The sequence below is a fragment of the Flavobacteriales bacterium genome (assembly GCA_016716605.1).
GTDB lineage: Bacteria > Bacteroidota > Bacteroidia > Flavobacteriales_F > PHOS-HE28 > PHOS-HE28.
Window position 1 is genome coordinate 677075 of record JADJWA010000001.1, and the last position, 18759, is coordinate 695833.

17 protein-coding genes are annotated in these 18759 nt (G+C 60.1%); 3 read left to right on the forward strand and 14 right to left on the reverse strand.

What is annotated here, in order from left to right; genetic code table 11:
• Nucleotides 1-56: 56 nt before the first annotated feature.
• The 7 genes from IPM12_02655 to IPM12_02685 all read right to left on the reverse strand — a co-directional run bounded on the left by IPM12_02655 (nt 57) and on the right by IPM12_02685 (nt 5650).
• Nucleotides 57-818 carry a hypothetical protein gene (locus IPM12_02655; GenBank protein ID MBK9146704.1) on the reverse strand — a complete coding sequence of 254 codons (762 nt, stop codon included), beginning with the start codon at nt 816-818 and terminating at the stop codon, nt 57-59.
• Nucleotides 819-857: 39 nt separating this feature from the next.
• Complete coding sequence (locus IPM12_02660) at nt 858-1433, reverse strand: DUF502 domain-containing protein (protein MBK9146705.1); 576 nt, start codon at nt 1431-1433, stop codon at nt 858-860.
• A gap of 121 nt (nt 1434-1554) precedes the next feature.
• Nucleotides 1555-1902 carry an MmcQ/YjbR family DNA-binding protein gene (locus IPM12_02665; protein MBK9146706.1) on the reverse strand — a complete coding sequence of 116 codons (348 nt, stop codon included), beginning with the start codon at nt 1900-1902 and terminating at the stop codon, nt 1555-1557.
• A complete protein-coding gene (locus IPM12_02670) occupies nt 1899-2672 on the reverse strand; it encodes a cyclase family protein (GenBank protein ID MBK9146707.1) in 774 nt (257 codons plus the stop codon). Before IPM12_02670 ends, IPM12_02665 begins: the two co-directional genes overlap by 4 nt.
• Nucleotides 2662-3789: a radical SAM family heme chaperone HemW gene (hemW, locus tag IPM12_02675; GenBank protein MBK9146708.1), complete on the reverse strand. Its 1128-nt coding sequence runs from the start codon at nt 3787-3789 to the stop codon at nt 2662-2664. The genes IPM12_02670 and hemW overlap by 11 nt, the downstream gene beginning before the upstream one ends.
• Nucleotides 3790-3882: 93 nt before the next feature.
• Complete coding sequence (locus IPM12_02680) at nt 3883-5388, reverse strand: HAMP domain-containing histidine kinase (protein ID MBK9146709.1); 1506 nt, start codon at nt 5386-5388, stop codon at nt 3883-3885.
• A gap of 106 nt (nt 5389-5494) precedes the next feature.
• Nucleotides 5495-5650 (reverse strand): hypothetical protein, encoded by a 156-nt coding sequence (locus tag IPM12_02685; protein MBK9146710.1) that lies wholly within the window; start codon nt 5648-5650, stop codon nt 5495-5497.
• 120 nt (nt 5651-5770) lie between these two features.
• On the opposite strand from IPM12_02685, the gene IPM12_02690 reads away from it, so the two are divergent.
• Both IPM12_02690 and IPM12_02695 read left to right on the forward strand, forming a co-directional pair.
• Nucleotides 5771-6793: a hypothetical protein gene (locus IPM12_02690; GenBank protein MBK9146711.1), complete on the forward strand. Its 1023-nt coding sequence runs from the start codon at nt 5771-5773 to the stop codon at nt 6791-6793.
• A gap of 3 nt (nt 6794-6796) precedes the next feature.
• The gene (locus IPM12_02695; GenBank protein ID MBK9146712.1) at nt 6797-8308 is read left to right on the forward strand and encodes a T9SS type A sorting domain-containing protein; all 1512 of its coding nucleotides are present in this window, start codon (nt 6797-6799) and stop codon (nt 8306-8308) included.
• 1 nt (nt 8309) lies between these two features.
• On the opposite strand, the gene IPM12_02700 is transcribed toward IPM12_02695, so the two are convergent.
• The 4 genes from IPM12_02700 to IPM12_02715 form a co-directional block, all read right to left on the reverse strand.
• The gene (locus tag IPM12_02700; GenBank protein MBK9146713.1) at nt 8310-11003 is read right to left on the reverse strand and encodes a hypothetical protein; all 2694 of its coding nucleotides are present in this window, start codon (nt 11001-11003) and stop codon (nt 8310-8312) included.
• Nucleotides 11004-11133: 130 nt separating this feature from the next.
• Nucleotides 11134-13341, reverse strand: coding sequence for a hypothetical protein (locus IPM12_02705; protein ID MBK9146714.1), 2208 nt, complete (start codon nt 13339-13341; stop codon nt 11134-11136).
• A 139-nt stretch (nt 13342-13480) separates the two neighbouring features.
• A complete protein-coding gene (locus IPM12_02710; GenBank protein MBK9146715.1) occupies nt 13481-14599 on the reverse strand; it encodes a pseudouridine synthase in 1119 nt (372 codons plus the stop codon).
• A complete protein-coding gene (locus tag IPM12_02715; GenBank protein MBK9146716.1) occupies nt 14583-14963 on the reverse strand; it encodes a YraN family protein in 381 nt (126 codons plus the stop codon). Before IPM12_02715 ends, IPM12_02710 begins: the two co-directional genes overlap by 17 nt.
• Before the next feature lie 131 nt (nt 14964-15094).
• Here IPM12_02715 and IPM12_02720 point away from each other — a divergent pair, with 131 nt between their 5' ends.
• Nucleotides 15095-15733 carry a DUF4412 domain-containing protein gene (locus IPM12_02720; GenBank protein ID MBK9146717.1) on the forward strand — a complete coding sequence of 213 codons (639 nt, stop codon included), beginning with the start codon at nt 15095-15097 and terminating at the stop codon, nt 15731-15733.
• Nucleotides 15734-15813: 80 nt separating this feature from the next.
• On the opposite strand, the gene IPM12_02725 is transcribed toward IPM12_02720, so the two are convergent.
• From IPM12_02725 to IPM12_02735, 3 genes are all read right to left on the reverse strand, one after another.
• Complete coding sequence (locus IPM12_02725) at nt 15814-16743, reverse strand: LD-carboxypeptidase (GenBank protein ID MBK9146718.1); 930 nt, start codon at nt 16741-16743, stop codon at nt 15814-15816.
• A 114-nt stretch (nt 16744-16857) separates the two neighbouring features.
• Nucleotides 16858-17820: a hypothetical protein gene (locus IPM12_02730; protein ID MBK9146719.1), complete on the reverse strand. Its 963-nt coding sequence runs from the start codon at nt 17818-17820 to the stop codon at nt 16858-16860.
• A gap of 9 nt (nt 17821-17829) precedes the next feature.
• On the reverse strand, nt 17830-18750 hold the full coding sequence (locus IPM12_02735; protein MBK9146720.1) for a hypothetical protein: 921 nt from the start codon (nt 18748-18750) through the stop codon (nt 17830-17832).
• Nucleotides 18751-18759 lie beyond the last annotated feature (9 nt).

Consider the following 18759-nt stretch of genomic DNA (forward strand, 5'->3'; position numbering starts at 1 on the left):
CTGCTCCTGCTTCGAGATCTCGCCGCGCTTGCGTTCCTGGGCTTCGAGGTTCTTCTTCACCTCCCAAGCCAGTTCTTCAGCTTTCTTCTTCTGCTGGGCCTCTTCCGCAATGGCCTTGCTGCGCTTATCCTGCAATTTGGCTTGCTGCTTCTGCAACGCGGCCAGGGCCTTCTCTCCTTCCGCGTCCGGCTCGGCCGCGTTCTCCTTGCGCTGACGCTCCACCTTGCGGCCTGCTCTTCCGCTTCCCGGACCAGGCGCTCTTGCTCCTGAACGGCCTCTGCGGCGCGCTGCTTCGCTTTCTCGATGCTGGATTCCATGCGCTCCTTCTCGCGCTGCAGGTTGCTCAGCTCCTGTTCCAGCTTGGACAGGCCCTTCTCAGCGATGGAGAGCTCTTGCTGTGCGAGCTGCCGCCGAAGCATGGTGCTCTGCTGCTGCACATAGGCCTTGGCTCCCTCAAAGGCCCTGGCATCGCTGCTCGGACCCAGCCAGCCTTCTTTGGTGAGGAAGGCCACATGCGCCACGGTGAACGGCGCTCCCTTGCGCTGCTCGGCCTTCATCAGCACACGCACGGTGTCAGGCGAGATCTGTGGAAGCAACGCGCTCGCAGCCACCACTTCCTTCTTGTTCGATACATCGCGGCTCACGCGCTTCAGCTCATCCTTCCACCACGACTCCACGTACTTCACATCGGTGCCCTCGAACTGGAAGCTGAGCGTTGGATGGATGCCGGTGCTGAACGAGCAAGAGGACACTTGCACGGTTGGTTGCGCGTGTGACGCAAGAGCGAGAAGTACGAAGGGGAGCAGGGTCGATCTCATGGTCATCGGTTTCCAATGGACGTGCCGCAGAGGCATCCGTCACTCCTCTGCCACCTTGGAGACGCCACCGCTCACGGCGAACTTCATCACATCGGCGGGGTTGGCATCGATCGGACGGACATTGGTGCGCGGCACGATGAAGACGTTGCCGCTCCAAGCGAAGGAGTGCGGCATATAGACAGCGACCTTCTCCGCGCCGATGCCCAAGTGCTCCAGATCCTCCTGCGTGATGAAGCCGAGGCGCTCCGCTTCCAATCCGCCGAGCCGCACGAGCACCGGCCGATCGAATTTGCGCTTGCTGCCCACGAGCGCCTCCATCATGTCCTTCAGCGCGCCGTACATGGTCTTGATCACCGGCACTTTCTGCAGCACCTCGTCGCCGATCTCGGCCAAAGGCTGAAAGAGGATGGTGCTGCCCAGCCAACCCGCTGCTGTGATGATGGCCAAGAGGATGAGGATGCCCAGGCCAGGGATGTCCGTTTGGATGATGCCATCGAGGAAGGCGAGCACGCGCCACACGGCCCATACGATCACGGTGATCGGAACGAGCAGGAGCAGGCCCCGGAAGAAGTAACCGAGCAGGATGCGGCTGTTGCGGCGAGCGTTGAAGGACATGGCGGCGGCGAAGGTATTGGCTCAAGTAGGCAGTCAGCAGTAGGTAGTTTGCAGTAAGCAGTCGCGGGGGTTGGCGAGGTCTCTCGGGCCCGCCAACTGCTTACTGCAAACTGCCCACTGCCTACTTGAGCTCCTCCCGCAACTTCTTCGGCAAACTCGCGCGCACCAGCTCGTAGCTGTGATCGACCAGCTCCACCAAGAGCTTGCGCGGCACGGAGCCGGTCACATCCACGGTGTTCCAGTGCTGCTTGTTCATGTGGAAGCCCGGCACGATGCCTTCGTAGCGCTCGCGCAGGTCGATGGCGCGTTCGGGTTCGCACTTCAGGTTGATGGTCTCGAAGACATCGAGCGGTGCCAAGGCGAAGATCTTCCCGGCCACACGGAACACGAGCACGTCAGGTCCGAAAGGTGTGTCCCAGCTCACGCCGGGCTTCGTGGCGCAATGCGCTTGCAACTCGTCGATTGTCATGGCAGCACGGCGTACAGCACCGGACGGCTCGGCGCGGCATCGTTGATGAAGTGCGGCAGCTGCAGCTCGAGCAGGTAGTCGCCATCGCCCACGCTCGCGGGCACATGGATCATCTCGGTGATGGTGCGCTCCAAGTCGATGGTGTTCGGGAAATCCCAGAAGGCATGGTGCGCTGCCAGCACGCCGCCATCCTCTTCGCGATCTACACTCGGCAGATCGAGCAGCAGGTGCTTCACGCCGATGCTGCGCAACCACGCGCATGCGGTGCTCTGCAAGTAGCAGGGATTGCTGCCGCTCCATTGGCGCGTGCCGGCTTCGTCGTCGTTGGGCAGCGTGCGCAGCACCAACGCCTCCGGCGGACGCTCATTCACCAAGTGCCGCAGCTGCTCCAGGGTGATCACGCGGTCCTCCCGTTGGTCGGGCGCGCGCCGTGTCTCTGGGCGCACACTCAACACTTGCGCAGTGAAGAAGTAGCGCTTGAGCAAATTGCCCACGGCGTGGATCTCCGGGCTGATGTGCCCCACGCTCTCGGTGTGCGTGCCATGGCCGTGCGGGTTGAAGGACACGTTGCGGAAGTTCACAGGCGCGCCTTCGCTCACGGCGTAGATCTTCTCCACGCCTGCTTCATCCTTGTTGCGCACGGGTTCAATCGCCACAGGCCCCACGTACCATGCGCGCGGACCACTCTCGCTCAGCGGAAGCGAAAGGTCCAGCGGCTTCGAGAGGTCAACCTTGAAGCTGCGGCCGCGGTGGGTGATCTCAGCGATCATCGTCGTTGACGAACAGGTCGCTCGCGATCCGATCCGCGAAGTGCCTGCCCGCTTTCGTCAAAACTAACCGCCCATCGGCGTGAATCAGGTGGCCTGTTGCGGTCCATCGCTCAACGGCCCTGCGTTGATGACTGATCACATCCATTTCCAGACGGGCCAGCTCAACGCCTTTGCTCGTGCGCAAACCGGTGAGCAAGCGCTCGTTGGTGCGCTGCGCGGGCGTGAGCAACTCTTCGTCCCAAAACCGTGCGCCTTCAACCACGCCCTGCACGTAGCGCGCGTTGTTCGCCATGTTCCAGCGGCGCTTGCTTCCATCGAACGAATGCGCCGATGGGCCGATGCCGAGGTAGGGCACGCCTTCCCAGTAGCTGCTGTTGTGCCGCGAGTGGTGGCCGGGCAAGCCGAAATTGCTGATCTCGTAGTGCTCCAGTCCAGCGGCCTCCATGCGCTCCATCAAGCGGTCGAATTGCGCGCTCTGGTCCGCATCGCCGGGCATGCTCACGATCGACTTCTTCACTTGGTGCGCGAGCGCCGTTTTCGGCTCCACGGTGAGGCAATAGGCGCTCAGGTGCGGCATGCCGTGATCGAGTGCGATGGTGAGTTGCTCGTCCCATTCCGTCAAGGTCATCTGCGGCAAGCCGTAGATCAGGTCGATGGTCCACGAGGCGAATCCTGCTTTCGCGATGAGCGCGATGCTCTTCAATGCTTGCGCGGCATTGTGCGCGCGGCCCATCCAAATCAAACGGTCGGCGCGGAAGCTCTGCGTGCCGAGGCTCAGGCGCGTGATACCCATCGCCTTCCATTGCTCCAAGCGCTCGGCGGTGATGTCGTCGGGGTTCGCTTCCAAAGTCACCTCGGCATTGCGTTGCACACGGAACAAGTCGCTGCACTGTTGAAGCAAGGCTGCGATGCGCGCTGGCTCCAACAAGCTGGGAGTTCCGCCACCGAAGTAGATCGTGCTCACAGGAGCATCGCCGATTTCATTCGAGCGACGAAGTAGCTCCAGCTCCATCGCATCAAGCAATCCTTCGCGGCCCTTTGCGGAAGTGCTGAAATGGAAATCGCAGTAGGTGCAGGCCTTTCGGCAGAATGGGATGTGGAGGTAGATGCCGGCCATTAGAGAAAGACTCAATTCACAAGACTCAAGAACCAAGTTTCATGTTGACTCGCTTAAGTCTTGTAACTTGTGTTTTGAATCTTGAATCGCCCTTCAACTCTTCAAGCTAATCCTGAACGTCGTCCCTTTCCCCGGCGCGCTCTTCTTCACGAAGATCCGGCCGCCGTGGTATTGCTCGATGATGCGCTTAGTGAGCGAAAGCCCTAAGCCCCAGCCGCGCTTCTTTGTGGTGAAGCCAGGTTGAAAGACGGTCTTGTGCTGCGCGGCCGGAATGCCCTTGCCAGTGTCGGTCACATCCACATGCACGTGATCATCTTCGGGGATGATCTCGATGGTGATGGCCCCTTCGCCTTCCATGGCATCCACGGCGTTGCGGATCAGGTTCTCCAGCACCCAGCTGAAAAGCGGACGATTCAAGGGCACTTGCAATTCGGTGTCGGCGGGCGTGCTCACTTCGATGCGCGCGCGGCTGGGCAGGCGCGGACGCAGGTAGAGCACCGTGGCGCGCAGCGTGTGGTAGAGCTTCTCCGGCGCGAGGTCGGGCGCTGATCCGATCTTCGAGAAACGCTCGGTGATCACTTCCAAACGATCAACATCCTTGCGCATCTCATTCACGGATGAGGGATCCACGCCTTGGTCCTTCAGTAATTCGACCCAGGCCATGAGCGAGCTGAGCGGCGTGCCCAATTGGTGGGCGGTCTCCTTGGCCATGCCCACCCACACCTGATTCTGCTCGGCATTGCGGAACACGCTGAAGAGCGCGTAGGCCACCAGCAAGAAGAGCGCGAGGATGGCGAGCTGCACGTAGGGGAAGTAGCGCAGCTGCTTGATCACGAGGCTCTCCTCGTAGTAGATGTAATTGCGGCCTTTGCCCGGCAGGTCGATGGCGATGGGCGCGTTGGCCTTCTCCATGGCCGCGAGTTGCGCGCGCAGAGCAGTGGTGTCCGCGAGGATCTCCTCTTCGATGTTGGCGGTCTCGAGGATCCGTGAGCGCGTGCTGTCTGTGTAGATCACGGGCACGGCGGCGGTGCTCATCACGGTCTCGGAGATGAAGGAGCTGATGATGCCATCCATCACTTCCTGCAGCTCGGTGAAGACCTTGCTATCGGTATAGTAGAGGTATTGCTTCTGGTTGCCATGCACAGCGATCTCGATGGCAGGACGCTGCGCTGCCATGCTGTCCACCAGCACGCGCAACCGCTCAGGATGGTTCACCACGGTGCTGTCGAGGTTGCGGTGGAACTTCACTTCGCGCTTGGCATCCACGATCACAACCGGCACAGTGGTGTTGTCCTGCACCACGCGCAGGTAAAAGGAGAAGTCCGTGTCGTCGGCGCGGCCCAAGCGCTGCATGGCATCGGCGAAGAGCTGCACCTTCTTGCGTTCCTCTTCGCGCAGCCGATCGAACAAGCGCTCGGTGTAGTTCACCAGCTCGGCGCGGTTCTGCACAGCCTCGGCCCAGAGCTTCACCTTTCGCCGCTCCTCGGCACGGATGTCATCGACGATGCGGCTGCTGTACCACAACGACGCGCCAACCAGCAGCATGGCCACGGCGGCCAGCACCAGTTTCCAGCGTTGCTTGCGTGAGTAGAGGTCCACGGGGTGAAAGGTCGGGGGAATGCGGGAAGGTTGCGGTGTTGGGGGTTGGCCCGGCGCACCCATCGCGGCCTGTTGGGGGTTGAGGAGAGTCGCCGTTGGCGCGCCCTCACTCCTCCACCGTCACCCTTCCGCCTTCGTCCTTCTCCTTCTTGTCGTCCTTGAAGAGGCGGTCGATGCCTTTACGCGGCTTCTCTTGAACGAGCGCAGGAGCAGCAGTGCTATCCGGCTCAACTATGACGATGAACGAATAGTTATCCACCATCGGAATAAACTGCCCGTTCGTGCTTATACCTTCAACCCACCTAAAACCCCAACTACCATGAGAACCGCAGAACCGCAGAACCGCAGAACCGCTTGGGCGCGTAGGCGCCTGATTCCGCTCATGGCCGCTACAGCACTCAGCGCGGCATTCCTGGGCGCTTGCCAGAAGGAGGTTGAGCCAACGGCTCCCTCACCCGCGCAGAACAACGTGGGCGCCCGCATCAAGGCTTTCATCCGCAACGCAGCAGAAGCAAGGCAAGGCACTCCCAAGGATGGCGAGGGCTTCAGCGTGGCAGATGCCGTGTGGGACATTGAAGCAGGCTTGAACTATGCCGCTGGTGATTACAGCAAAGCGTACAACGAGCTAGCCGTGGGAAGCCTGAACGTGCCTTTGCCAATGGCCAACGGGCAAAGCACCGCAGCAAGCGTTTACGCCGCATTCAACACAGCCTTGGATGCCCTAACGCCGCTCACCACCGAAGAGCAGCACGTGGTGCTCGTTGACGTGGTGGAGCCGGAAGCCGGAGCGAGTGAGTTGCTCGTGAACTACCAAATCGGGAGCGGATACGAGAAGGTGAACAATCCGCCCAACACCACCTACACGGTCTCGCACTGGTGGGGCAATCCTGTGGGTTACAGTAATCCGTGCGATTGCACCGGCAATCTTGACCCGAACAGGCGATGCGCGAACAAGGAGATTGAGTACCGCATGAATGCAGCCAATCTCTATGGCCTGCAACCCGGAGAGTTCCTCACCGACGTTGAAACCTGGACGGTTAGGGACCAGACCACGAACACGGCCCTGAAGAGGTACTCCTACTTGGCGCCCCTGTTGGCCGGTCCAGCACCCCTGGGCGATGGCCACCGCGACACCAAGACCTTCTACGCCCGTAGCAACAGCACGCCCACGGAACCCAATTGCCTGCCGACGGCTTCCATGCAGTTCTGGACCGGCAATGCCACCACCGGCACCTGGAGCGCCGTGATGGCCATCAGGAACCTGCACTGCCCAACGAAGCGATTCCTCTCTAGCAATTCAGAGGCACATAGTTGGTCGAGCACGGGTGGCAGCCCTCCCACGATTCACAGGCTACACCGCTGGTGGTTCACCTACGGGATTATTCAGTCCGGCTCAGGAAGCTAAGTCATGCGCGCACTTTGCTTGGCGCTGCTTTGCTTCAGCGCTTCGCCCATTCTCTGCCAATGGCAGCTGGTCGCGAATGGCGATCAGCTGCCATCGGCGGCGTTCGATGGCTGCTCCATGTATGATGAAGGCGTGGCTGTCTTAACGAACACCTATTCATCGCCATTCTGGCCATGGCAATCCCACATCGTGCGAATCACTGCATCTGGTTCGATCATCGATTCCATTCCTATTCAGGCGGATGGAGAACTGGCCATTGGCATGCACCTCTATGCACGTGATGGGAGCAACCGTTACTTCGCCTCAGGGGCATTCGTGGACTCCTCTTTAGCCGACAATGAGGTGAAGTGCTTCGTGGCAGAGGTCTCCGACGGACAGGCGATTGCGTTTCCGCATGGCCCACGTTTTCACGAAGGCGGCGATGGTTTGGGCTTCATCGATCCGGATGGGTCTCTGGTCTATGGTTATTACCATTACCAGGATTTCTGGACCCTGGAGTTCACTTTCAGGGCCGTGCGCCATTGCCCAGGCGTTGGTGCCTGCGATTCGGTGCTCCTGAATGAACAGGTCGGCACCGGGCGCGTGCATGCCATGGCGCCACTAGCCAGCGGGTCTATCGTGGCCCTCTTCCCGCCTGCCAATCTGAACTGCTCCCCATCGAATGACGCCATGGTGATCCTGAGTCCCGAGCTTGACACGGTGGATTGCTTTCCAGTCCCCGTTATAGAACCGGGTGCCTTCAATACCAATGCGACCTTCGAGGACAATCTTTCAGCTCTTGTCCTCGCATCTGGGAACCTGCTCCTATGCGGAACCTACAACCGATTGATGCAGCCTGACCCCTGGAATCCAGTGGCGGTTCAGCGGCTCACCCCAGAAGGCGAGTTGCTGGCCATACGGAGGTTCTATAATGCCATCAACCCAGCCATCACCATGCGACCGGGCATCATGAGGGGCATGAGCGCTTTCGATGAGAGCACCTTCGCCTTCGCTTATGCCGATTTCGCATGGCAGAGCAGCCCTTGGCCATACTCCACGGAGACCAGCAACATCCACGTGCTGAAGATGGACACCGCGATGAACGTCCTGGGCGAGTATGTATTCAATGGCGACGCCATCAACCGCTACCACTTCCTCAGCAGCGTGGTGGCCAGCCCCGATGGCGCCGTGTATGTGGTGGGCAGCGTGTACGATTACAACGACGATACGCCGATGCCAAAGTCCTGGGTGGCGCGAATCGGTCCGGAGCAATTCGTCTCGGTGCCCGAAGCAACGCAAGCCGGCTTCGCCATCTTCCCGAACCCCGGAACAAATGGCTTCAACCTGCGCATGGCCAACCCGATTACCGGTGCGAAGGCGCAGATTCACGATGCTCAAGGCCGCTTGCTTCGCGAGCAATCACTCACCGATGCGCAATCATGGTTTGGTGCTGATGGCTTGCCCGTCGGTCTCTATCTCGTGCATGTGACCGCAAGCGACGGCAGCCGCTTCACCGCCCGCTGGGTGAAGGAGTAGCTCACTCTTCCACCGTCACCCTTCCGCCTTCGTCCTTCTCTTTCTTGTCGTCCCTGAAGAGGCGGTCGATGCCCTTGCGCGGCTTCTCTTGAACGAGCGCTGGAGCTGCAGTGCTATCCGGCTCGATGGTGACGCGCCCTTGGATGTTCTCGGGCTGCTTCTGCGCAAGTTGGCCTTCTGGCTTCTTGCCCAGGATGTCCTCACGGAGGATGGCGCGAAGCTCTTGTTTCTCTTGCTGGAATTGCTGGCGGCGCTTGTTGGCGGCCATGGCACCATCGTTCTCGAAGATGGGCTGCTTGGCCGTTCCGCGCATGCGGAGGAAGATGCGCATGCCGGTGCCGTCGTCGGCGATGGGGCCGAACTCATCCTTGGTGGGTCCCGCTGAATCGCGGGACTTCACGTCGTTCAGTTTGCCTATGCGGAAGAGGTCGCTGAGGCGGAAGTTGATGCGGTGGTCGATGCGGTCGTCGAACCAATGCGTGCCGGCCAGTTCGATGTCGAGGGCGTTGCTGCGCACATCCATCATCGGCACATGCACGGCGCCGTCGCGGATCTCGATGCGGTTCTCGAGCTTGGCGAAGCGGATCTCGGTCAATCGCTTGCGCAGCTCATCGGTGTCCACAAAGGGCGAAACGAGCTTGTTCTTCCGCAGGTAATCGGCAATGGCCAGCAACTGCGCCTGCTCCTTGATGGCGCCGTTGTCCACCGCGATGTCGATGGTGCAGGCGATACGGTCGCGATCGAGCTTCATGCTGGGCGAGAGCGGCGCGCGGAAGGCGATGCTGGCGCGTGCCGTTCCGCTCAAGTGCTTGTGGCCGATGAACTCCTGCCCGAAATCCTGGAACTCGCGGAAGAGCTCTCGCACGTTGATGTCCTTCACCTGCGCATCGATGGCGAGCGGATAGAACGCGGCACGCTCACCGCCTCTGGCGTCCAACTCCAAACTGCCGAGCACAGCACCGTCGGCCGTGCTGAAGGTGACCGGCGATGCGCGCAGAACGCGGTCCTTGAGGCGGATGGTGCCGTTGATCCCCGTGGCGCGGAATTCCTCGAAGACCAGCTCATCCACTTGCGCGCGCAGGTCGAGCTCGATGGTGGCGGGCAGCACCACGGCGTAATCGCTGCTGCCGGATTTGGGTGCATCGCTCTGCAACAGCGCCGCGAGATCGAGTCGCTCGCTTCGGCCCTTGGCTTCGATCACCAAACGCTCGTTGCCGAAGAGCACGAAGGGCACCAGGTTGCGCAAGGTGCCGCTCAGCTCGATGGGACTGCCTTGCACCACGGCCTTCAAGCCGCGCACGGTGGCATCGTTGCCGTGGACCCCCATCTCGGCGGTGAGGTGCTCCACCTTGTGGCGCACGCCTTTCACTTTCAGCGTGGCATCGCTTAGCGACACGTGGCCGCTTACTTTCACGGCGCGGAGATCGCTCGGCCGCAGATCGCTCATGTCGCGGAGTGTTCCATCCACCTTGATGTCGGCGGTGAAGCGGCCCACGGCCTGCTCCATCGTATCCACACCGGCGAAACGCAGCAATTCGGCCAGCGGCATGTCGCAGCGGATGTCGGCTTTCACCGGCGCGTTCTTTAGGCCGGTTGAGCTCCAATCGGCGCGCAGGGATCCGCTCCCGCTCTTGGCCCGCAGCTCATTCACCTTCAGCTTGCGGATGCCGCCATCGGATGCCACTTCCAACGAAAGCTCGCCGTAGATGTCGGTGAAGGCGGTGCCGCTCTTGCGCTCCTTCATGCGTCCTTGCCGCACTTGCGCACCGATCGACAGCGGTGGTCCGTCGCCTTCCAGCGATCCCGCGTACTTCACCGCGAGGTCCACTTCACCATTCACGCTGAAGCGCGTCAACTCATCGCGCACCCCGCCGGGCAGTTGCGCCACTGTTCGCCCCAGATCGAGGCCGAGACCGTTGGCGCGCAGATCAATCTCCTTGCCTTTGGGCGTGGGCAGCACCGCCAGCGTGACCTGCAAAGGCACCTTGCCCAGTTGCACATCGCCCTCGGTGATGCGGAAGGCGCCATCGCCGAAACTCATCTTCAAGGCCAGGTGCGCATCGCGCTCGTCGATCAGCTGCTTGCCGCTGCGCGTGATGCCCAGCAGGCGCACATCGCCATTGAGCCGCGCCTCGTTGGTGGTGCCGAAGCGTCCGCCCAGTTCCAAGGCATCGCTCTGCGCGAGCACCTCCAGGCCATTGCGCGCATCGCGGAAGCGGAGGGCCAGGCCATCGAAGCTCACGGCGCGCAGGTCGATGGGCGACGACTCCGTGGCCGAGGTATCGGTGCGCCAGATGAGGTAGTTCTCCGCGCCGTTGGCATCGAGGCCGGGGTAGAGCCGCACGTCCTGCCCGTGGATCCGCTGCACGGCGTAGTCGCCGGCGAAGAGGTCCCAGAGGTTGAATTCGAGGTAGAGGTCCTGCGCGGCGAGCAGGGTGTCGGCGGGCTGGCCGTCGGTGCGCAGCTCATCAACCTGCACCTGCCGCATGCGGATGCTGGCCTTCGGGAAACGCTTGATCAGGGTGAGCTCGATGTCGGCCACCTTCACGGGCACCAGCAGCCGCTCGTTGAGGGCGCCGATGAGCTTGGCCTTCACCTCTTCCTCGTACACCGTGGCAATGACCACCAGCGCGGTGAAGCCCACCACCAGCCCCACTGCCAAGGTGAGCGCAACACGACGGAGGGTGCGGATCATGGGGAAAGTGCGCAAGCTACCGGCGCACCATAGGCCCTAACGGCAAGAGGCGTGCTGTTCGTTCACAGGGGCGTGTGGGGTGTGAGGGGGTTGGGGGAGTCGTAACCCCCGGCATTTTCTGCCTTAGGCCTCAGTTTTGAACACCCATGATGCGCCCATTCTCATTCAACTGCAACCGTCCCGTTTGCTGCGCTTTGACAAGGACGTGTTCAATGCGGTGCTCAGGGGCCTCGCAACAGCGCTTGATATAAGCAACTAAGTCATTGCGCTGTCGCCCAATGAACTTCCGAAGCACGCTGGTTCGCATCAGGCTTCCCGGCACTTGCGCTAGTATAGTCGGCACATTAGGGTATTGGGTCCCAGCCAAGCCAACAAACCCACCTGGGAAGAAGACAAATCGTCCAGAGGAATCAAGTTTCAAATTTTGACGCACACTTTTCACATTAGTCTCAGGTCTGAAGTAGCGAATGGTTTCGGCAAGGTCCTCAAGGTGCATTGGCACCTTTGAATGCGTCAGGCACTCAATCACGATATTTCTAATAGAGCCGCCTTTCAAGTCTTGGCGTTCGCGCTCCCAGCTGCGCAATCCGTAGGTGCTAGACCTACCAATTGAGAAGAACCGTTCCTTTCCCCTTACTACCAGGCTGCGGATTCCATCCTCCGTGATTGGGTCATCCGAGAAGAGTCTATTCCAAGTGGAATGAACTACTGTAATGTGGCTTGGCTCATTCAATACGGAGAGCACGCGTTCGAGCTTGTCACCCCGACCCTCTTCAACATTGGGTGCGAGTATCAGCGCGTTGCCCTCAAGCCGCACTTGCGGTAAGCAATGGATGATAATTCGCTCAAGTAGGTCCTGCATCACGGCCGCCTGTCCCGATTCGATTACTCCTTCCAATGAAATCAACGGCTGTCGCACAACCTCTTTTCGTTTCTCGCTCAATAACTCTTCAAGGTGGTGGGTTGCCTTGATGAGATACCCGACTAAATGCTGCTCTACAAGGAGAACAATACTGCGGTCGTTGTTCCTTCTTTGGTTTAGCGCACGGAAGAGTTTGGACCACTTCACAACGACAAACTTTCCAACGTTGAGCTGCTCTACCAAGTGGCAGAATAGCAATGCCGACCAATTGGTTCCTTCCTTCACATTTAGGTCCACCATCACCGACTGTCTAAGTATGAACCAAGACTCCGATGTGACAAGCTCGGAGTAATGATCCCGACATCCAGGCAGGTCCGCAACGCACAGAAGGATGCGCGATAACTCCCTCTCAAGCTGAACAGCACTCTGCCTTACCCGCTCAGGCGTCAAGCCTAAACGCTTCGCGAATTCCACCCGAGAAGTGCAGCCATCGGCCTCCTTCAATAGCGCCTCGAAAACCACAGCATTGCGCATCCGGATAGTCTGCCTTAGATATTTGTCCAAGAATGCGAGAAGGCCGAGCCTACCTTTTGGAAGGAATAAGACCTTAAAGAGATCCGGACTCACCCGGTGGCGCTCCATCCAAAGTTGTTGCGGCGACATAGTCGCTTCACGGTCTCGGTGATACTTCACACCATTCGCAAGGTCATCGAACAAACAGCTCCTCATTTCTTGGAGTTCCAGCATCGTCATGCTGCCACAACCCGATAGTCGCGGCATACCCACTCCTTGCTCACTTAGGAATCGAATGATCTCTTCCGGTTCGGTTGAGCCTGCGTGCTTGATGAGTTGGTTGCGGCCGCGTGTGCTGAGCTTTAGAAAGTGTGCCGCGAAAACCTTCTGTGTGCTCAGTTCAGAGCTGTTGTAACCATGAGGGCCTCCCTCGGTTCTCTTCGGTTGGGCCTCAGCTCCATGCTTCACTAGAAGGTCAGTCAGCTCTATGGCTGTCTTCTTTCCGCAGTTCCTCAACTTACTGAATCCCCCATGCTGAATAGCGAACTTTCGTATCAGAGATACCCTGAGTAAATCTGCGGTCTTGCAGACATTATAAGCGCGCGCTGAAATCATGCCATTCGAATACAACTGAATTATGCTTGGGTCGCCACCAATTGGCTCTTGAGAGGCCGTTTGATGAGTTGGGGAAACACCGGCAGTTGAATCTGGCGATGCCGCAATCGCTCCCTGTTTGATTGGCGTAACAATGTTCAGTTCTAATTCATCACGCATGCGAATAACAGTGAGCATATTGACCAGCGCATCCTCAAAACTCAACTCGCAACCCGGTAGCGACAGAAAGCCAAGGTGCGCCGCTTCATGTGCTTGAATGCTCGATAGGTCCGTCAGGTGCGCATGATTGCAGAACCTGACCACATCGTCCTTGAGTCCGAACTCCCGCTGCAACTCGGCAAGGGTCATTTCACTTGTATTTTCGCTTGCCTCATAGCTTCAATATTCATGGGAGCTTTAGTCCAATACTCGCGCATTGGTGCTTCTCAGTCGCATGCACGAATCTACTTCCCAAATGCGCTCAGTACACGAGGCATGATTCCCCCCCCTACTTCCTCTTCGTCAGGAACAGCACTTCCTTCTCGCTCAGGTGCCGCCACTTGCCGCGCGGGAGGTCCTTCTTGGTGAGACCGGCGAAGATCACGCGGTCGAGCTTGAGCACTTCGTAGCCCAGGGCCTCGAACATGCGGCGCACCACGCGGTTGCGGCCCATGTGCAACTTGATGCCCACCTCGCGCTTGCCTGCGGCGTCCACGTAGCTGGCCTCATCGGCGGAGGCAGGACCATCGTCGAGCTGCACGCCTGAGACGAGTTGCTGCAGGTGCGCGTGGGTGACGTTCTTGTCGAGGGTGACGTGGTAGATCTTCTCGGCGCCGTGGCTTGGGTGGGTGAGCTTCTTGGCCAGGTCGCCATCGTTGGTGAGCAGCAGAAGGCCGGTGGTATGGCGGTCCAAGCGGCCCACGGGGTAGATGCGCTCGTCGCAGGCCTGTTCCACCAAGGCCATCACGGTGCGGCGGTCGCGCGGATCGTCGGTGGTGGTAATGAAGTCCTTGGGTTTGTTCAGCAGCACGTAGCGTTTCTTCTCGCGGCTGAGGCGCTGCCCGCCGTACACCACTTTATCGCCGGGGCCCACCTTGGTGCCCAGCTCAGTTACCACCACGCCATTCACGGTGACCACACCGGCCTTGATCAGGTCGTCAGCATCGCGGCGGCTGGCCACTCCGCTCATGCTCAGGTAGCGGTTCAGGCGGATGCGGCCATCGTCTTCGCCGCGGGGTTCGGGCTTGGACCTTCCGCGGTAGCCGCCGAAGCGCTCTTGCGAGCCTCCCTTACTGGGCCACGACTTCTTGTAGGGCGGCCTGCGCTCACCGCCTTCGCTGTCGCCGCGCCGCGTTGCAGGGCGATCGTCGCGGCCGGTTGAGCGTGTGCGCGGAGCGCTGCGTTCGCCGCGTGGTTCCCTCCGCTCCGTGTCATTCCGACGGTCGTCGGTGCGTTTCGGGCGTTCGGTGCTTCCGCCTTCGCGCACGGCTTTGGGCGGCCTCTTGCCGAAGCGTTTGGAATGCGGGCTGCCATCGGTGCGTGCGGCAGGGCGCTCGTCGGTTTTGGACTTGGGCGAAGGCTTGCTGCTGCGCTGGCGGCCGCGGCCGGGATTAGAACGGCTTGTCATGGATGGTGGGGTAGAACGCGTCGGGGATGTGATGGATGTAGGGCTTCCCCGAGGGGTGCATGATCACGCTCACGATGTCGAAGCGGGCCGCAAGGTCGGTACCGGTGAGCTGTATGTAGGCATTGGCTGCTTTGATCAGCTTGGAGCGCTTGCCCTTCTTCACCGCCTCCTCGGGCTCGCCGTGCTGGTTGCTGCTGCGGGTCTTCACCTCCACGAACACGATGAAGCGCTCGTGCCGGGCCACGATGTCCACCTCGAGTTTGCCGTGCTTCCAATTGCGCTCCAGCACCTCGAAGCCCTTGTCTTCAAGGTGGCGGCATGCAGCTTGCTCGCCCTCGGCGCCGGTACGGTTGTGCTCGGCCATCTGTGGAAAGAAGGGGGCGTAACCATGAACCCAAGCCCCCGTTGAAGGCCCTAAAATTGGCGAACCCTGCCCGAATCGGGCTTTCCATCGAAACCGGCGCAACCACTCATCTGCCGCCCAACCTACTGACCATGCGACGCTTCAGCCATTTCCTGCCCGCTCTTGCCCTCACCCTGTTGAGCACGGGCCTCAGCGCCCAGGCCTTCGAGGGCATCATCGAATTCACGAAGACCACCGGACCTGTGGTCACGGGCTACAAGTACTTCGTGAAGGGCGATTTCATCCGGATCGAAGAGGTGAGCTCGCGCGGCGAAGTGCAGGGCATCATGCTGGTGGACACCCGCGATAAGACCGTGACGGCCCTGAGCCCCGAGCGCAAATTGTACATGGATGTGCCCAACACCCGCCTGCCCAAGGAGGTGCAAGTGCAGATCCAGAAGACGAGCGATGTGCGCGACTTCAACAACTACAAGTGCGAGAAATGGGTGGTGAAGAACCCGAAGGACGACCGCCAGATCACCTACTGGGTGGCGGCCGATGAGTTCAATTTCTTCCGTCCGCTGCTGGAAACGCTGAACCGCAAGGATGAAACAGCGCTCTACTTCCTCGAGATCAAGGATGCCAAAGGCGTGTTCCCCATGCTGGGCATCGAGCAGAAACTCGATGGCGCCGAGGTGAGCCGCCTGGAGGTGAGCAAGGTGACGAAGGGACCGCAGAAGAGCACCTTGTTCGAGATCCCCGCCGGCTACAACAAGTTCGAACGGAACTAGCGCCATAGACCACAACGCATTCAGCGGGTCGGCCTCGGGTCGGCCCGCTTCGTTTTCGGGCCAACGATAAACGCGGTTGCCTAAGATCCGGACAGCGTTGCGCCGAAGCTCAGCGTTGCGCCGGTAGCGGAAACGGAGAGCTTCGCCGTTTGACCCATGACCAACGCGCGATTGTCGGCGATGTGGCCTGCGGGGAAGCCGTAGCATACGGGAAAGGGCGCGTCGCCCACGGCATCGGCGATGATCTGCTCGGCGGTCTTGCCGAAGGGGTCCTTGGGGTCCTTGTCGCGCATGTCTGTCATGCCGCCCACGATCAGGCCCGCGAGGTTGTTGAACCAGCCGCTGAGCTTCAGGTTCATCACCATGCGATCAACGTGATACAGCAATTCATCGATGTCTTCGAGGAAGAGGATCTTGCCCGTTGGGTCGATGTCGAATGGTGTTCCGCGCAGCGCATAGAGCAGTGAGAGGTTGCCGCCCACCAGCACGCCCTCGCCTTCCCCGATCCGCGATGGCGGTGCTTGCTCCGGATGCCGCATGCTGATGTCGAGGTGCTCGCCGAACAACGCGCGCCGCAACGACTCCTTCGCGTCCACGGTCTTCGAGTCGATGTTGAAGGGCATCTGCGCGTGCAATGATGGCACGCCCAGCGTGTGCAAGGTGTTGTGCAGCACGGTGACATCGCTGAAGCCCACCACCCATTTCGGATTGGTGGTGATCACTTCCGGCTCCAAGTGATCGAGCAGATGAACGGTGCCGTAGCCGCCGCGCGCGCACCACACCGCTTTCACCTTCGGATCCTCGAATGCCGCTTGCAAATCGGCCGCGCGCTGCCTTGCCGTGCCTGCTTGCTGGTAGTGCTTCTTGCCGATGCACGAGCCGAGCTTCACGCGCAGGCCCCAACTCTCGGCGAGGCGAATGCCTTCACGCAATTCCTCAGGGACGATGGCGCGTGCGGTGGGCACGATGGCGATGGTGTCGCCGGGGCGCAGGGGGGCAAGGGCAGGCATGGGGCATGGGAAAAAGGGGCACGAAGGTGCGAGCGGGCGGGAACTCCTGCAACGGTTGTATGACCAAAAGAAAAGGCCGGGGGCGACCCGGCCTTTTCTTTTGGAAACGGCAGCTTACCACCAGCCGTTCACACGATACAAATTGGTGCTGGGCTGCTGATTCTCCCCGTAGGCAACGCCTACTGCGCGCCAAGCGGCCACCTCTTGCTTGCGGATGTCCACAGCGTCGTCGTAAGCCTTCATGGCGAAATCCCAGTCGCGCTTGTTCCTGGCCTCTGCCTTTTTCTCGATGTCGGCCATGAGCTTGCTGGCTTCGTCGTAGCACAAGGCTCCTGGCGTGATGCCGGTTGCCAATGCCATGGCAGCGCTTCGGTAGTTCTCTGCGGTCATTTCGGCCTTGGCCTTGGCCATGCTCACGCGGCAATCGCGGTCCTGTTTAGCCTTATACACGCTGACTGCGGCTTCACTTGCGAACTCGTGGCACTTGGCGCAAACCGTAGGCACTCGAGCCAGCACGCTCAGCGATTCATCGAATTTCTCTTGGCCAGAGAGCGCCATGGCCTTCTGGATGATGAAGTCGCAATTGGCGTTGTAGTACTCGATGATCTTCCGCTTGCCCGCCTCGAGCATCTCAGCGAAAGCGGGATCCTTCACTTGGATGTTCTTCAGGGCATTGATGTATGCCTTCGTCTCATTCTCGCCCACGCCCTTGATGCTCTTGGTGGCCGAGGAGAACAAGGTGCCTTCAATGCCATCGCCCACATAGAGCGAGAGATCAAGGTTCAGCACGGTCATCGACGGCGCCCCTGGCTGAATCACCTTATCGACCACCACGACATGGGCGGTGATGATGAAGGGCTGGTTCGCGGCTCCGCCACCGAGGCCGTTGGCCGTCGCAATCTGATTCAGCTTGTTCGTCAGGTTCTCACGAGCACCGGCGGGAATGCCGTCGGAATTGCTCGGTACATGGGCGTAAAGTGCGATGCGGGCGGTATCGTCGGCTTTGCCGAGATCGTTTTGCGCCCGTAGCAGGGGCGCATGGGCCAGAACTGCAAGTGCGATGACAAGGGCTTTCATGATGGATGGTTATTTGCCGCAGATGATGAGTGTGGTGGTGCCGAGACCTTTGGGGATGCGCTTCACGCTCTGCTTCGTGGTTTCCTTGATGTACTTGGCCAAATCATTCGCCCAGCCTCGCGCATCAATGGCGCGTCCATCGTTGCCATAGAGCGGGATGCGGATCTGGGTGATGGTGAGCTGCGCATCGCCGGTCGGGGAGCCGATCCGGTTCTTCACAGCATTTTCGCTGCACCATTTCTCGATCAGGTCGCGCAGCTCCTCGCCGCCGAATTCATCATCCATGCCCACGGAGCAGCCGTTCGCCGATTTCACCCGGATCGTGATCTCACGTCCGTTGGCGAAAAGGTCGTCGAAGTGGGTTGTCAGGCCAACGATGAACTTGTCGAGGTGCGCCACGACGGCCTCAGCGAGCAATTCGGCCACGATGGAATTGGCCGGTTGGCTGGAGCCGGATGCCGCAGTGACCTGCTTGTTCGTGTACGCGTCGATGCCCTGCAGGTTGAAGGTGAGCTGGCGGCCTTTCATGCCAGGGGTCACGGTGTAGTCGAGCTTCATGATGATGTCGCACTTGGCTTGACGGGCCAATTGGTCGAGCATCGACTCAGTGTTGTCCATCACGAGATTCTCAGCGGCATCGGCCTTGAGGTCTTTGATGGTCTGTCCCAGGTCCTGGAGCGGGAAGCCGCGGTCGGCCATGATCTCGCCCAATTTGCTGATGGCCAAGTTCAGGTCGGAGTCGGTCTGGATGGCGCGCTCATACTCCATCACGAGCTCCTGCGTGCCTTGATTATCCACCGCTTTGGCGAAGCCGTTCTTGTTCATCCAGACGTCGGCTGGAACCACCATCAGGATGGGCTTTTTGGCTTGTGCGAATGCGCCGCTGAGGCTGAGTGCCGCAATGGCCACGCTAAGAATCCGGGTCTTCATGGTCTTGGT